Source organism: Arthrobacter sp. MAHUQ-56 (assembly GCF_019710585.1).
In the GTDB taxonomy this organism is placed as follows: domain Bacteria; phylum Actinomycetota; class Actinomycetes; order Actinomycetales; family Micrococcaceae; genus Arthrobacter.
The window spans coordinates 55939-71190 of record NZ_JAIFZQ010000021.1; the positions used below are offsets into that span (position 1 = coordinate 55939).

Consider the following 15252-nt stretch of genomic DNA (forward strand, 5'->3'; position numbering starts at 1 on the left):
ACAGGGCGGTTCCTAGGGGTTGGTTTGCTGCTTCCAGAACACCGAGATGCCCAAGGTCACCGCGCAGAGGACCAGCATGGCCAGCACCATCCGCATCCAACCGGCCTGGTCCACCCCACCGGAGGCGAACACGCCGATCATGACCGTGGCGGTGATGGCTCCCACGTACCGGCAGGTCTGATAGATGCCGGCGGCGATGCCGCGGTCCTGCGGCCGGGTGGAAAGGAACATGCCCTGGTTGGAGGCGATGCTGACGGTCCCGTACGGGACGCCCATCAGGGCGGTGAGCACCACCACGAACGGAATGGCCAAGGTGCCGGTCAGCAGCCACATCAGCGCGGCCACCACGGTCAAGAGGACGACGCCGGCAATCAGCACCCGGCGCACCCCGAACCGTCCCATCGCGGAGACTGCCCACGGGGTGGCCACCACGGACATCCCCGCCAGGGGCAGCATCAGCAGCCCCACCAGGCCCGGATCGTAGCCGCCAGCCTCCTGCAGCAGCTGCGGCAGGCCGAAGAAGACGAAGTAGTAGACGCTGCTGAACACAGCGAAGGCCAGGTACACCAGCATCAGGGGCCGGTTCCGCCCCAGCAGGCGCAGGTCCAGGAAAGGCCTGGCGAAGCGCAGCTCACGCCACGTGAACAGCGCCGCGATGACGGTTCCGGCGGCCAGCATCCACCAGCGGTAGGCCGGGGCGACGTTGAGCGCGGCCATCATCACCAGCAGCAGGGCCCCGATGAAACCGGCGATCCCGGGAATGTCCGAGTCCCGCAGCAGCTCCGCCACACTGCCGTGCTCCCTGGCCTGGTCCGGCGGCGCCGCACGCCGGACGATCAGCAGCGCAGCCAGCGCCAGGGGAACGTTGATCAGGAAGAGCGCCTCCCAGCCCACAAGCGCCACCAGCAGGCCGCCGACGACGGGCCCCACCGCGGCAGCCGAGGTGTTGACCATCTGCAGGCGCCCCAGGGGCCGCGCCGAGTCCACTTTCGCCCGGTGCGCCAGCGCGCCGACCATCACCACGGCACTGGGGTATGCCGTTGCCGTGCCGAGGGCCATGACCGCGCGCGCCACGCAGAGCAGCGCGAAACTTGGTGCCAGCGGCGCCAGGGCACACGTCACAGCCACCAGTGCCATCCCGACCATGAACATCCGCCGCGGTCCGAACCGGTCCGCCAGCCTGCCCATCACCGGCTGGCCCGCGGCGGAGGCGAGGTAGAAGGAGGTAATCACCCAGGTGACGGCAGCGACGTCGAGCCCGAAGTCGGCGCGCAGCACCACCAGGGCCACGGCGATCATGGAGGAGTTCAGCGGGTTCAGTGCCGTGCCCAGGCTGAGGCCGGCGACGGCCAAGGCAGTCCGGGATTTGTTGCTCACGGTAACAGTCTGTCCTAAAGCGCGAGGCGCAGGCGACTTTGAGGCCCCGCGCGGCCTGTGGCGTGCCTTACCTGGGCGCCGTCACCGCCGGGAACAGGGCGTCCTCCACGGCCCGCGTCAGTGCACGGATCACGTCCGCCTGGCCGTCGCCCTGCACACCGTCGGGGTTCTCGGTGTAGATCACCAGCGCAAACGTTGAACCGCGGTACGTCACGAGCGCCGCATCGTGCAGCTCCCCGGACAGTTCCCCGTATTTGTGGTGCACCTCCACGCCTGCTTTCGAACCGGCAGGAATGAGGTCCTCGTTGTTGGTGTCCTGCATGTAGCTGAGCAGCTCTTCGGTGTTGTCCTCGTTGAGCAGTTCCCCCGCGTACAACTTCTTCAGCACCAGAGCCATGTCCGCGGCGGTCAGGAGGTTCTGCTCAGGGTCGTAGGTGACCCCGATGGACTTTGCGTAGTCGATCAGCCGGGGGTAGCCAACCGCGTCCATGAGCAGCAGCCAGGAGTCGTTGTTGCTGTCGTTGACCATCGCCTTGAGCTGGAAGGCTGCATCATAGTCGCCCAGGGGTTGGTCCAGGCTGGCCTCGCCGTTTTCCACCAGATGGTAGTAGGCGGCAGCGGTCAGGATTTTCGCCGTGCTGGCCGCGGTGAAGGCCTCCTCGTCGCCGAAGGTGCGTTCCGCTCCCCCGTTGACGTCGGCCAGGGCCAGCCCGATTCGGTATTCGTCCGCCTCGCTGAGGATGGATTCCACCCTGTCCTGCAACGACGCCGGGGCTGCCGCCACCGGGGAGGCAGGCACCGCCGGCTGGGCCGGCACAGCTGCACCTGACCGGGGTTCGGAGCGGGACACGGCGAGGGTGAGGGTGCCGCCGATGACCAGCACCACGGCGACGAACAGCAGCACCAGCCGCCGGGCGGCCTGCCGTTTACCGGGCTGCCGTACACCAGGCCCCGGCGGAGGTGCGTCGCGGACTGGCGTGGGCACCGTGGGGTGCACGGACATACAAGGGCTCCTGTCCCGGATCAGCATTCACAAACAACGTCAGCGCGGTCCGAAACCACGCTGACAGAGGTGATTAAATCACTGGATTTTGGGAGCTTCCTGATGGCCGGCGGAGTGTCTTCCGGAGCGCCCAGCGGGGATGGGCTGCGGGAGGATTCCGCTGCGGGAAGTAGGTTGCCCGGGAAGTCAGGCGCGGGTGCGTGCCGCGAGCGCCGCTTCCAGGAATTCCAGGTGGGCCGGCGTCACGGCCACCACGCTGCCCAGGTACTCGGGGTGCTTTGCGACGAACTTCTTGATGAACGGGCAGACGGGGACGATCCCCATGCCTGCGTCCACCGTGCTGTCCAGTGCAACCCCCGCCAGCCGGCCCGCCAGGCCCTGGCCGCCGTATTCCTCGTTGATCACCGTGTGGTAGAAAATCCGCTGCGGTGCCGTCCCGCCGTCGTAATCCTTGTACGCCGCCTTGCCGATCCGGTTCCCCGCGTCAAGGATCTCGAAACGCTGGCGTTCAGGGTTGTGGCGGACGGTGATGTCACTCAAGGGAAACTCCTTCGTTGCGGATAGTGCTGCCGGTGCAAAGCCTAACCCGGCCCGGGCCGCACTTATTTCCGCAAACGACGGCTCCCAGGCGGCATCCCCGTCCGCCCGTCGGGTCAGCTCAGGTAGCCGTTCGGATTCAGGACGTACTTGGTGGCAGCACCGGCGTCGAATTCGGCGTAACCCTGCGGTGCTTCCTCAAGCGTGATCGCCTTTGCGTTCACGTTCTTGGCGATGTTCACCCTGTCGTTCAGGATGGCCATCATCAGCTGCCGGTTGTACTTCATCACCGGGCACTGGCCGGTGGTGAAGCTGAGCGACTTCGCCCAGCCCGTGCCCAGGCTGAGGCTCAGTGAGCCCTTCTTGGCAGCTTCATCGATGCCGCCCGGGTCGCCCGTGACATACAGGCCGGGAATGCCGAGGGCGCCGCCTGCGGCGGTGATGTCCATGAGGTCGTTCAGGACGGTCGCCGGGGCTTCCTGGGCGCCCTTTCCGTGGCCGCGCGCTTCGAAGCCCACGGCGTCCACACCGCAGTCCACCTCAGGCACACCCAGGATCTGTTCAATCTGGTCCTTGGGATCACCCTTGGTGAGGTCCACCGTTTCGCAGCCGAAGCTGCGCGCCCGCGCCAGCCTGTCCTCATTGAGGTCGCCAACAATAACGACGGCGGCGCCCAGCAAATGCGCGCTGGTCGCCGCTGCGAGGCCAACAGGACCTGCGCCTGCGACATACACCGTGGAGCCCACGCCGACCCCGGCGGAGACCGCGCCGTGGAACCCGGTGGGGAAGATGTCCGAGAGCATGGCCAGGTCCATGATCTTCTCCATGGCCCGGTCCTTGTCCGGGAACTTCAGCAGGTTCCAGTCCGCGTACGGCACCAGCACATAGTTGGCCTGGCCGCCCACCCAGCCGCCCATGTCCACGTAGCCGTAGGCACTGCCGGGCCGGTCCGGGTTCACGTTGAGGCAAATGCCGGTCTTGCGCTCCTTGCAGTTCCGGCAGCGGCCGCAGGCGATGTTGAACGGCACCGAGCACAGGTCGCCCACTTTGATGAATTCGACGTCCCGGCCCACTTCCACCACTTCGCCGGTGATTTCGTGGCCGAGCACCAGGTTGGGCGGAGCTGTGGTGCGGCCGCGGACCATGTGCTGGTCGGACCCGCAGATGTTGGTGGCCACCGTTTTGAGGATCACGCCGTGGTTGACCGCCCGCCCCACGTTCGCGGGGTTGACCCCCGGTCCGTCCTTGAGCTCAAACGTTGGGTAATCAATGTCAATTACTTCGACCTTGCCGGCTTCTTTGTAGGCAACGGCTTTGTTCCCTGTCATCAATTTTCTCCTATAGTCAGGCGTCCGGTGGGACGGCCATGATCTGGGTAGGTGAGACATCCCGTGCGGGGAACAGCCCTGGCCCTGTGGTGCTTCCTGATGTTTGGCATGGTCAGGTACCAGTTCCCGGGTGGGGATTCGCCCAGTCTAGGCACGCTCCCCATAGGGGTCTAGGGGTAGGAAGCCCCTTGTTTTTCGAGGCAACTCCAAGGGTGGGCACTTATAGTGGCGTACGCTGCACCAGCCGGCTTCCGCAAATGCCGCCCGGCCGGTTCCCGAGCAGGTTCCACCTTGAAGGAGAACGGCATGAAAACGCGCACTATTGGACAACTGACGGTTTCCGCCCTGGGCCTTGGCTGCATGGGCATGAGCGAGTTCTACGGCGACGGGGACGAGCAGGAGTCGATCGCCACCATCCATGAGTTCCTGGACGCCGGCGGGACCCTGCTCGATACTGCCGACATGTACGGCCCCTTCACCAACGAGGAGCTGGTGGGCCGTGCCATCGCCGGACGCCGCGACGACGTGGTGGTGGCCACCAAATTCGGCAACGAACGCCGCGAAGACGGTTCGTGGGTGGGCATCAACGGCCATCCCGACTACGTCCGGGCAGCCTGCGATGCCAGCCTCAAGCGGCTGGGAGTGGACCACATCGACCTCTACTACCAGCACCGCGTGGACAAGACCGTGCCCATCGAGGACACGGTGGGCGCCATGGCGGAACTGGTGCAGGCAGGAAAGGTCCGGCACCTGGGCCTGTCCGAAGCTTCGGCGGAGACCATCCGCCGGGCTCACGCCGTCCATCCCATCACGGCGCTGCAGACCGAGTATTCACTGTGGGAACGGGAGCCCGAGACCAAGGTGTTCCCCGTGCTCGCGGAGCTGGGCATCGGCTTCGTGCCCTACAGCCCGCTGGGCCGCGGCTTCCTCACCGGGCAGATCCGCAGCGTGGACGACTTCGCCGAGGACGACTTCCGCCGGCACTCCCCCCGCTTCCAGGGTGAGAACTTCGCCCGGAACCTGGAACTCGTGGACCGGGTGAAGGAGCTGGCCGACCGTAAGGGCTGCACGCCGGGGCAGCTGGCGCTCGCCTGGCTGCTGGCGCAGGGTGAGCACGTTGTCCCGATTCCCGGCACCAAGAAGCGCGAACGGCTGCGGGAGAACCTGGGCGCGGTGGACATTGAGCTCGGCGTGGAGGACCTCCAGCTACTGGAGCAGATGGCACCCGCCGGGGCGACTGCCGGCGCCCGCTACCCCAACATGTCCAGCATCGACACATAACCGTCCCTGGAACCCTGCGACCGGCCTGGGCCCGCATCGGCGTTGCTGGCCAGCGCCGCCCATGCGGGCCCAGGCCGGTTATGAGCCACATTGAAAACGCGTAGGGTGGACGTACGGCTGAAGCAGGCGGCCGCTGTTTACGTCTGTCCGGAGTCCAGTTCCATGTCCGACGATTCGGCCCTCAGCGCCCTCGCCGCTTCCTCCTTGTCCCTGCCCCACCTCCGCGACGGCCAGCTGGCCGGTATGGGCGCCCTCGTGGACGGCAGGGACGTCCTGGCCGTCATGCCCACCGGATATGGCAAATCCGCCATCTACCAGGTCGCAGCCCTCCACCTGCACAACGCAACGGGACGTCCCGCCGTCGTGGTTTCACCCCTTATTGCCCTGCAGGAGGACCAGCTGGACGCGCTGGCCGGGAACCTGGGCCCGGATACCGCCGTCGCCATCAACTCATCCCACAGCGACTCCGAGGTGGAGGCCGCATGGGAGGCGGCCGAAGCCGGCAAGGCCGTGTTCGTTTTCCTGGCCCCCGAGCAGCTGGCCAAGCAGTCCACGGTGGAGCGGATCGCCGCACTGGACATCTCCCTGTTCGTGGTGGACGAGGCCCACTGTGTTTCCTCCTGGGGCCATGACTTCCGTCCCGACTACCTGGGCCTGGGCAACGTCCGCACGCAGCTGGGAAATCCGCCGGTCGCCGCACTGACCGCCACGGCCTCACCGCCGGTGCGGGATGAGATCGTGGAGCGGCTGGGCATGGTGGACCCGCTGGTCCTGGTCCGCGGCTTCGACCGGCCCAACATCAGCCTGGACGTGGTCCGGCACCACGAAGACAAGGGCAAGCGCAAGGCAGTACTGGCGCAGGTGGTGGACTTTGCAAAGCAGGGGCCGGGGCTCCTGTATGCGGCCACCCGGAAGGACACCGAGAAGTACGCAGCCAAGCTGGCCAAGGAAGGGCTGCGCGCGGAGGCCTACCACGCCGGGCGTTCCGCCGCCGACCGGGAACGCATCCACGAAGAGTTCCTGGCTGACGGGCTGGACGTGGTGGTGGCCACCACGGCCTTCGGCATGGGCATCGACAAGCCGAACGTCCGGTTCGTGGTCCATGCCGACATCCCCGAATCCCTCGACGCGTACTACCAGGAGATCGGGCGCGCGGGCCGGGACGGCAACCCGGCATCTGCCGTGCTGCATTACTGGTCGGAGGATCTGGGACTGCGCAAGTTCTTTGGCACCCATTCGCCAGATCCCGATTCCCTGCTGGCAATGCTGAAGGTCCTCAAAGCGGCCAGCGCTCCCGCGCCCAAGTCCTCCCTCGCCGAGCTGACCGGCTTCCCTGCCCGGCGCATCACCTCACTGGTCAACCAGCTGCAGGAAGTCGGTGCCGTCAGCATCGGCAAGCGCGGCATCCGGCTGAAATCAAAAGCCAAGCTGCCCGCCCTGGTGAAGGACGCCGTCGAACGCGCCGAAGCCCGGCAGCGCGTGGACCATTCCCGGCTCACCATGATGCGGGCCTACGCGGAGACGGACGGCTGCCGGCGGCAGTTCCTGCTGGGCTACTTCGGCGAGGAATTGCCTGGGCCGTGCGGGAACTGCGACGGGTGCACCGCGGCCACCGGCCACGACAAAGCGCAGCCGGGCACGGACCAGCCGGGCAGGGCGTCCGACGGCGGCCGGCCGGCTTCCGCCGCCGACGAACCGTTCCCGCTCCAGTCCGCCGTGGTCCACAAGGACTGGGGGCCGGGACTGGTGATGCGGCACGAGGACGACGTGATCACGGTCCTTTTCGAACACGAAGGGTATAAAACCCTGTCGCGGTCCGCCGTCATGGAGCACGAACTCCTGAAGCCGGCTTAGGTAGGCTGGGGGGACAACCCCGACGAAAGGCCCGCCGCGTGGAAGTACCTGCTTATGTTTGGACCGTGACCATAGTGGGAATCGTGGGGCTGCTGGCCTTCGATTTCTTCTTCCACGTCCGCAAGGCGCACACCCCGTCCCTCAAGGAGTCCGCCACCTGGTCCGCGATCTACGTGGGCATCGCGCTGGTGTTCGGGCTCGGGGTGCTGGTGTTCGGCGGCCCCACCATGGGCACCGAGTACTTCGCCGGCTACGTCACCGAAAAGGCGCTGTCCGTGGACAACCTCTTCGTGTTCCTGATCATCATGGCCAGCTTCAAGGTGCCCCGCGCGGACCAGCAGAAGGTGCTGCTGTTCGGCATCGTATTCTCGCTGATCGCCCGTACTGCGTTCATTTTCCTTGGCGCTGCGTTGATCACCAGTTTCGCCTGGGTGTTCTACATCTTCGGGCTCATCCTGCTGGTGACTGCCGGCAACCTCCTCAAGCCGGACAGCCACGACGACGACTCCGACGGCCTGGTGGTGCGGCTCGCCAAGAAGTTCCTGCCCGCCTCGCAGCACTACGACGGAGACAAACTCTTCACCGTGGAGGACGGCAAGCGGGTCCTGACGCCGATGCTGCTGGTAATGGTGGCGATCGGCGGCACTGACATCCTGTTCGCCCTGGACTCGATTCCGGCAATCTTCGGCCTCACCCAGAACGTCTTCATCGTGTTCACCGCCACCGCGTTCTCCCTGATGGGCCTGCGGCAGCTCTTCTTCCTGATCGACGGCCTGCTGGACCGGCTGATCTTCCTCTCCTACGGCCTGGCCGTGATCCTGGGCTTCATTGGCGTGAAACTCATCCTGCACGCGCTCCACGAGAACACGCTGCCGTTCATCAACGACGGCGAGCACGTCAACGTGGTGGAGGTGAGCACCGGCCTCTCCCTGAGCGTGATCCTCGGCGTCCTGCTGGTCACCATCCTGGCTTCCATCTTCAGTCCCAAGGGCAAGGCCAAGAACGCCGTTTCGGGTGCCCGGCGGCACGCCACCGAGTACCTGGACCTGAACTACGAGACGGACATGGCGGAGCGGGACAAGATCTTCACCCGGATGGTCCGCGAGGAAGAGCAGATCCGCAAGCTTCCGGAGAAATACAAGCGGCTGGTCCGGCACGAATCCGAGTTCATGGAGCTGCTGCGCAACGCCCACACCGAGCACGACAAAGCCCAGGTGCGGGCGGACGCCAAGGGCTGACCCTGCCGGGCCGTCACGGATGGCTGCGGCCGGACCCGTTTGTCAGTGCCCCTTGCTACGTTTGAAGCAGCTGTTCACCAGGGCCGGGGAACAGTCCACCGGCCCGGAAACCATTGTGGAGGCCCCGTGTTCCTGCTCGAAGCTGCCGGTGTTGATGGCGGGGCCGGCGCGCCGCCGGACCTGGTCTTTTCCGCCAGCGACCTCGTGGCCGCCAGCGAGTGTGAGTACCGTACGCTCCGGATCCTGGACGAAAAGCTGGGGCGAACCCCCAAGGCAGAGTTTCCCGCCGACGACATGCAGGCCAGGGCAGGCGAGCTTGGCGACCGGCACGAACAAACCGTCCTGGCCAGCCTCGTGGGGAAGTACGGCGAGTGGGACGCCAGCCGCGGGACGGGAGTGTACTCGCTGGAACGCGGCCAGAACCAGCGCGCGGAGCTGCAGGCCAAGCACGCGGAGACGGAGCTTGCCCTCCGCGCGGGCGCCGACGTCGTCTTCCAGGCCACATTCTTCGACGGCGAGTTCCTCGGTTATGCCGACTTCCTCGTCAACGAATCCGCAGGGACCGGCACCCCCGGCCGCTACGAGGTGTGGGACACCAAGCTGGCCCGCCACGCCAAGATGGGGGCCCTGCTGCAGCTTGCCGCCTATGGCGACCAGCTGTTGGCGATGGGACTGGAGCCCTCCCCCGTCGTCACGCTGGTCCTCGGCACCCGCGTTGGGGACGACTGGCTCCGCAGCAGCCATTCGCTGCCCGATCTGCTGCCCGTCTTCAGGGACCGGCGACGCCGCTTCCGCGAGCTCACCGCCGGCCACCGGGCCGGTGACGCCGCTGTGCAGTGGCAACAGCCCGGCGTCGTCCACTGCGGCCGGTGCGACTACTGCTCTGAACAGGTGCAACTGCACCGCGACCTGCTGATGGTGGCCGGCATGTCGGTGGTCCAGCGACGAAAACTGCAGGCGGCCGGCATCGGTACGATCGACCAACTCGCCGCCATGCCGGCCGGCGAGGCACACAACTCCGTGGCCCGCCTCCGCGCCCAGGCAAGGATGCAGCTTGGCCTGGACCAGGCCGCCGGATCCCGGACGTTCACTAAGGACGGCTCGCCCCACACCGTTTCGTACACCGTCCTTCCCGAGCACACGATCGGTTCCCTGCCCCCACCCAGCGACGGCGATATCTTCTTCGACTTCGAGGGTGATCCGCTCTGGCAGGACCCGGCCACCGGCGCCTGGGGCATCGAGTACCTGTTCGGCGTCGTCGAGGTTCCGGTGCCGGGGGACAGCGCGCCCGCCTTCAAGCCATTCTGGGCCCACACCCGGGCCGGGGAGCGGCGCGCCTTCCTGGACTTCCTGGACTACGTGGAGAAGCGCCGCGCCCGGTATCCGGACATGCACGTCTACCACTACGCAGCCTACGAAAAGACGGCACTGCGCAACCTCTCACTGGCCCACCAGGCCGGCGAGGACATCGTGGACGACTGGCTGCGGCACGGACTGCTGGTGGACCTGTATGCCACGGTGAAGCAATCCCTGCGGATCTCCGAGGCGTCGTACTCGATCAAGAAGCTGGAACCCCTTTACATGGGCGACAACCTGCGCTCGGGAGACGTCAAGGACGCGGGCGCGTCCGTGGTGGCCTATGCAGCCTACTGTGCCGCCCGCGACGCCGGACACAGGGAGGAAGCCGGCGCGATCCTCGCTTCCATCTCCGACTACAACCAGTACGACTGCCTGTCCACCCTCCGCCTCAGGGACTGGCTGCTGCAGATCGCGCCCCAGGCCCCTGCCGGCGCCCACTCCACGGCAGAAGGCCCGGCTGCTGCGTCGCTGTCCCTGGCAGGCGGTCCCGTGACGGAGCCTGCGGGCGACGGAAGCCCGGACGCGGCGGACGGGCCCCCGGAAGAACAGCGTTTGCGGGAGTACCTGGCCAGCCTGCCGGACAGCCGGCCCTGGACGGATGATGAACGTGCCATCGCCATGGTGGCTGCTGCCACCGGCTACCACCGCCGGGAACGCAAGCAGTTCTGGTGGCAGCACTTCGACCGGGTGGAGGCGCCGCTGGAGAACTGGTCGGAGCAGAGGAACGTGTTCGTGGTCTCGTCCGCGGAAGTCACCAGCGACTGGGCCCTTGCCAAGCCCCGTGAACGCATGCGCACCCGGGTGCTGAAGCTCCGTGGCACCATGACGGAAGGGTCGGACTTCCGTGTGGGCTCCAGCTGGTGCCGGCTGTACGATCATCCCGGACCGGACGGGATGTCGTTGCCGGACGCTGTTCCCGGCACCCGCGCTTACACATTCGGCACCAGGATCAGCGAGCTGGAGGCCGCACCGGACAACCCGGAGCACACGCTGATCACCATCGCGGAGCGCGAATCCGGGAAGGTCGCCGCCTACCCGCACCTCCCGGTGGCGCTCACCGAGGACCAACCCCTGGGCACCGCCAGCATCGAGGCGGCCATCGCCGGGATAGCCCGGACGGTCGGTTCGTCGGTGCCGTCGCTGCCCGCCCAGCCCGGCCTGGACATCCTTCGGAAGCTGCCGCCGCGCTTCCGCACCCGCCCCGGCCCCGCGGAAGTACTGCACGGAGATGACGGCGCCGCCGACTACGCAACGGCGATTACCGAAAGCCTGCGGGACCTGGACCAGTCCTACCTGGCGGTGCAGGGGCCCCCGGGGACGGGCAAGACCCACGTGGGTGCCCATGTGATTGGCGCGCTGGTGGCTGAGGGCTGGAAGGTGGGCGTTGTTGGCCAGTCACACAACGTGGTCGAAAACATGCTCTGCTGTGCCATCGCCAAGGGCGGGGTGGACCCCGCCCGCGTGGCTAAGAAGCTTACTGCGCCGCATGATGTGCCGTGGAAGGCGACGGCCGACCGTGATGTGTCCCGGCTGCTGGCCTCCCCCGGCGGCTGCCTGGTAGGCGGGACCGCCTGGACCATGACCGGGAAGGAAGTCCCGGCCGGATCGCTCGACCTGCTGGTCATCGACGAGGCCGGCCAGTTCTCACTGGCCAACACCCTGGCGGTCAGCCGTGCCGCGGCCAGGCTGCTCCTGCTCGGTGATCCGCAGCAGTTGCCCCAAGTGACGCAGGGAGCCCACCCGGAACCTGTTGATGAGTCCGCCTTGGGCTGGCTCGCGGCCGGCCATGCCACGCTGCCTGCGCGCCTGGGCTACTTCCTGGCGGACACCTGGCGCATGCACCCGGAGCTCTGCCGTGCGGTGTCCAACCTCAGCTACGAGGGGAAGCTCCAGTCGGCGCCGGCCGCGTCCCAGCGCGAGCTGGAGGGTGTCGCGCCAGGGGTCGAGACGGTGTTCGTGAACCACAGCGGCAATGCCACGGCCTCGAAGGAAGAAGCTGACGAGGTGGTGCGGCAGGCCCGCCGCCATCTTGGCTTGAAGTGGAAACCGGGGGCGGACAGCGAAGCCCGTCCCCTGGAGCAGCAGGATCTGCTGGTGGTGGCTGCCTACAACGCCCAGGTCCACCTGGTCCGGAAAGCCCTGGCGGAGGCCGGCCTGCCGGACGTGCGGGTGGGCACCGTGGACAAGTTCCAAGGTCAGGAAGCACCGGTGGTCCTTGTGTCCATGGCGTGCTCAGCCATGGCCGAGGCACCCCGCGGCGCCGAGTTCCTGCTCAACAGGAACCGGATTAACGTGGCAGTCTCGCGCGGGCAATGGCGGGCCGTCATTGTCCGTCCGCCGGAACTGACCAGCTACATGCCGCATAAGCCCGCCGCGCTGGAGGAGCTGGGAGCCTTTATCGGCCTGAGCCCCCGGGAATAGGGCCAGCAGGTATCAGTGGGCCCGGAAGCCGCGGAATGTGCCTGAGGCTGCGGACATCGAGGCCTCCACGTTGTCCACGCGGCCCGGGGTCCGGCCGGAGTTGAGCCACTCCAGGAGTTGGCGCACCTTCTGCTCGGGCCCTTCCGCCACCACGGAGACCGACCCGTCGTCGAGGTTCTTCACCTCACCCGACAACCCGAGTTCCTCCGCCTGGCCCATCGTCCAGTAGCGGAAGCCCACTGCCTGCACCATCCCGTGCACGCGGGCGTCCAGCCGGACGGCATCCTGTGCCGAGCCGTCCTGTGCTGGACCTAGGTGCCTGGCCATGGTGCCTCCCCTCCCGTCAGCGCCTCCCCTGCCCAACCAGGTAGCAGTAGGTGTCGTTTTGAGCGCCCAAACGACACTTGGCGCTACCTGGTTGGGCGGAAGGAGGCAGTTAGTTGATGGTGATGTCGCGGGTGGCGTGGTTGTAGCGGATGGTGACCGTGCCGCCAGCGTGGTGCAGCTCGTGGTTGGGGCCATCGAACGCGCCAAACGCGCCGTAGTTCTCTGCCCAAGAACGGTTCAGGGCAATCTTGAACGTGTAGTAGCCGGCGGGCAGGTCGGCGCTCTTCTTCCACTGCTGGTCCAGGAAGTCGAACTCCATCTGCGCTTCGTCATACTGCGGCGCCCAGTTCTCCGGGGCACCCAGGATGGTGTTGAAGTCGCCCGCGACGGCAACCGCTTCAGGCTGCGGGTGGGTCTCGACGTCCGGGCCTTCGAACGGCTCGGCCGGTGCGCCGGCGGCGGCTTCGGCGTCTGCCTTCTTCGCCGGTGCCTTGCGGGTGCGGACAGCCTTCACAACAGGCTCGACGGCGTCCTCGAGTGCCTTCGCGGCCTTGCCCACGGCGGCTGCAGCCTTCTTCGCGGGAGCCTTCTTGGCAGGCTTCTTGGCAGTGCCCTCGGCGGCTGCCGGCTCAGCGGCGGCCGGTGCGGAGAACTTGCGGACGAATCCGGCTGGAGCGGCGGGAACCGGGGTGTCGGCGGGCACCGGGGTGCCGGCGTCGAGGGCGGTGGCAAACGAGACGGGGTCGGGGAAGGCGACCGTGGCGCGCATGCCGTCGTCGGTGATGGTCCAGCCGGAGCGGCCCTTGACCAGCCAGCCGGCCTTGACAAGCTTGGCGGTGGCCGAGGTGAGGGTCTTGTGGCCGCGGGGAATGCCGCCGCTGAGGAGTTCGGCCTCGTGGTCGTTGAACGGCACGCGGGCGGTGGCCTCTGCGAGGACCTGGCCTGCGTTCAGTGCATCGCCGGACCACACGCCTTCGGTCAGGACATCCAGGACGGTCTTGAGTCGAAGGAACGTGTTTTCTGCGGTGGACTTGGCCATGATTCCCCTTTTATGAAAGCGATCGGTCTTAGGCATCATGCCAAGTGCCCATTAAATCGCGCGACTTTAATTGGTTAACTCTTTGTGTCGTGACCGACTATGAAGCGGATGGTGCCGCAAGTGAGGCGGAGGTCTCGGGTAAGGGCTGTTTGCTTAACCCTCGAGCGTTGACACGGGTACTGCCATGCACTCCCCCGGACACGCCTGCGGCATTTAGTTTACCGGGCAGAAAGCCCCGCTGTTGCGCCCGACACAGCAGGGGTCAGGAGGCCAGTTCCCGGCCGTTCAATTCCGCCAGCAGCTCGGCCTTCCGTTCCTCGGTGGCGAAGGAGGAGTGGATGGAGTTCGCGGCGAGGCGGGCCCTGTCGAAATCCGAGAGGTCGAACACTGTGGTGAGCTGGGCAAAGTTGTCGTCCACGTATCCGCCAAAGTAGGCAGGATCATCAGAGTTGACGGAAACGTTGAGCCCGGCGGCCAGCATGGCCGGCAGCGGGTGGTCGGCCAGCGTGTCGACCGCACGGAGCCGGACGTTGGACAGGGGGCAGACAGTGAGCGGAATCCTGGCATTGACGAGGCGCTCCACCAGGTCGGGATCGTCCATGCACCGGATGCCGTGGTCAATGCGCTCGACCCCCAGGACGTCCAGGGCTTCGGTGATGTAGGACGCCGGGCCCTCCTCCCCCGCGTGCGCGGTCAGCCGCAGGCCTGCTTCCCGGGCCTGGTCGTAGAGCCGCTCGAACTTGGACGGCGGGTTCCCCACCTCGGCCGAGTCCAGGCCGATGGCGCCGATCGGCGCGTTCATGGCCAGCAACTGGCCGAAGACTTCCAGGGCCGACTCCTCGGGCAGGTCCCGCAGGAAGGCGGCGATCAGCATGGTGGAGATGCCGAACTTCTCCTGGGACGTGGCAAGCACCGAAGCGACACCGTTCACGCAGACCTCAAGCGGGATCCCACGGGAGACGTGCGCCTGCGGATCCATCATGATTTCGGCGTGCCGCACCCCGGCAGCGGCAGCGCGCTCCAGGTACGCGCGGGTCATGTCCGCGAAGTCCTGCTCGGTGCGCAGCACGGCCATGTTCGCGTAGTAAAGGTCCAGGAAGGACTGCAGGTCGGTGAACTCGTACTTTTCCCGGAGTTCCTCCAGCCCCGAGTACGGCAGGGTGATGCCGTTGCGCTCGGCCAGGGCAAAGATGAGCTCAGGCTGCAGCGTGCCTTCGATGTGCAAGTGCAGTTCGGCTACGGGGAGGGGCTTGGCGGGGACGCCAGGAACCGCTGCGTCTGTTTCGGTTTCGGGCACGGTGCTGCCGCCGGCAAAGTTGTCCATCCGGTCAGGATAATGCAACACGCCAGCAGCGGTTTCGATTTGATAACGCCAGGTCGATGTCCTAGCGTGAAAAGCATGCCCGTACGGCGGGCTCATTGATTGCCAGGTGCTGCCTTCACCAGAACTGCCCAGCGGCAGCCACCGACATTGACCTCTATTCGTCA

At 66.7% G+C, this 15252-nt stretch carries 11 protein-coding genes; 4 read left to right on the plus strand and 7 right to left on the minus strand.

What is annotated here, in order from left to right; all coding sequences use genetic code 11:
- Positions 1-12: 12 nt before the first annotated feature.
- The 4 genes from K4G53_RS17915 to fdhA all read right to left on the minus strand — a co-directional run bounded on the left by K4G53_RS17915 (position 13) and on the right by fdhA (position 4245).
- Complete coding sequence (locus tag K4G53_RS17915; RefSeq protein WP_221387034.1) at positions 13-1377, minus strand: MFS transporter; 1365 nt, start codon at positions 1375-1377, stop codon at positions 13-15.
- A 67-nt stretch (positions 1378-1444) separates the two neighbouring features.
- Positions 1445-2380 carry a serine hydrolase gene (locus K4G53_RS17920; protein ID WP_221387035.1) on the minus strand — a complete coding sequence of 312 codons (936 nt, stop codon included), beginning with the start codon at positions 2378-2380 and terminating at the stop codon, positions 1445-1447.
- Between the two features lie 186 nt (positions 2381-2566).
- Positions 2567-2920, minus strand: a complete 354-nt coding sequence (locus K4G53_RS17925; protein ID WP_221387036.1) for a GNAT family N-acetyltransferase — start codon at positions 2918-2920, stop codon at positions 2567-2569.
- A 113-nt stretch (positions 2921-3033) separates the two neighbouring features.
- Positions 3034-4245, minus strand: coding sequence for a formaldehyde dehydrogenase, glutathione-independent (gene fdhA, locus K4G53_RS17930; protein ID WP_221387037.1), 1212 nt, complete (start codon positions 4243-4245; stop codon positions 3034-3036).
- A gap of 306 nt (positions 4246-4551) precedes the next feature.
- Between fdhA and K4G53_RS17935 the strand changes: the two genes are divergently transcribed.
- From K4G53_RS17935 to K4G53_RS17950, 4 genes are all read left to right on the plus strand, one after another.
- The gene (locus K4G53_RS17935; RefSeq protein ID WP_221387038.1) at positions 4552-5526 is read left to right on the plus strand and encodes an aldo/keto reductase; all 975 of its coding nucleotides are present in this window, start codon (positions 4552-4554) and stop codon (positions 5524-5526) included.
- A gap of 162 nt (positions 5527-5688) precedes the next feature.
- Positions 5689-7380, plus strand: a complete 1692-nt coding sequence (locus K4G53_RS17940) for an ATP-dependent DNA helicase RecQ (protein WP_221387039.1) — start codon at positions 5689-5691, stop codon at positions 7378-7380.
- Between the two features lie 38 nt (positions 7381-7418).
- Positions 7419-8618 carry a TerC family protein gene (locus K4G53_RS17945; RefSeq protein WP_221387040.1) on the plus strand — a complete coding sequence of 400 codons (1200 nt, stop codon included), beginning with the start codon at positions 7419-7421 and terminating at the stop codon, positions 8616-8618.
- A 126-nt stretch (positions 8619-8744) separates the two neighbouring features.
- Positions 8745-12398: a TM0106 family RecB-like putative nuclease gene (locus K4G53_RS17950; protein WP_221387041.1), complete on the plus strand. Its 3654-nt coding sequence runs from the start codon at positions 8745-8747 to the stop codon at positions 12396-12398.
- Between the two features lie 12 nt (positions 12399-12410).
- Here the strand turns inward: K4G53_RS17950 and K4G53_RS17955 are convergent, their stop codons facing one another.
- The 3 genes from K4G53_RS17955 to K4G53_RS17965 all read right to left on the minus strand — a co-directional run bounded on the left by K4G53_RS17955 (position 12411) and on the right by K4G53_RS17965 (position 15088).
- Positions 12411-12725 carry an acylphosphatase gene (locus K4G53_RS17955; RefSeq protein ID WP_221387042.1) on the minus strand — a complete coding sequence of 105 codons (315 nt, stop codon included), beginning with the start codon at positions 12723-12725 and terminating at the stop codon, positions 12411-12413.
- A 109-nt stretch (positions 12726-12834) separates the two neighbouring features.
- Positions 12835-13764: a glycosidase gene (locus K4G53_RS17960; RefSeq protein WP_221387043.1), complete on the minus strand. Its 930-nt coding sequence runs from the start codon at positions 13762-13764 to the stop codon at positions 12835-12837.
- 262 nt (positions 13765-14026) lie between these two features.
- Positions 14027-15088 carry an adenosine deaminase gene (locus tag K4G53_RS17965; protein ID WP_221387044.1) on the minus strand — a complete coding sequence of 354 codons (1062 nt, stop codon included), beginning with the start codon at positions 15086-15088 and terminating at the stop codon, positions 14027-14029.
- Positions 15089-15252: the final 164 nt, after the last annotated feature.

Coding starts and splice junctions, on each gene's coding strand:
- K4G53_RS17955 (WP_221387042.1), bottom strand. CDS start 12,725: ATGGCCAGGCACCTAGGTCCAGCACAGGACGGCTCGGCACAGGATGCC.
- K4G53_RS17940 (WP_221387039.1), top strand. CDS start 5,689: ATGTCCGACGATTCGGCCCTCAGCGCCCTCGCCGCTTCCTCCTTGTCC.
- fdhA (WP_221387037.1), bottom strand. CDS start 4,245: ATGACAGGGAACAAAGCCGTTGCCTACAAAGAAGCCGGCAAGGTCGAA.
- K4G53_RS17960 (WP_221387043.1), bottom strand. CDS start 13,764: ATGGCCAAGTCCACCGCAGAAAACACGTTCCTTCGACTCAAGACCGTC.
- K4G53_RS17965 (WP_221387044.1), bottom strand. CDS start 15,088: ATGGACAACTTTGCCGGCGGCAGCACCGTGCCCGAAACCGAAACAGAC.
- K4G53_RS17920 (WP_221387035.1), bottom strand. CDS start 2,380: ATGTCCGTGCACCCCACGGTGCCCACGCCAGTCCGCGACGCACCTCCG.
- K4G53_RS17935 (WP_221387038.1), top strand. CDS start 4,552: ATGAAAACGCGCACTATTGGACAACTGACGGTTTCCGCCCTGGGCCTT.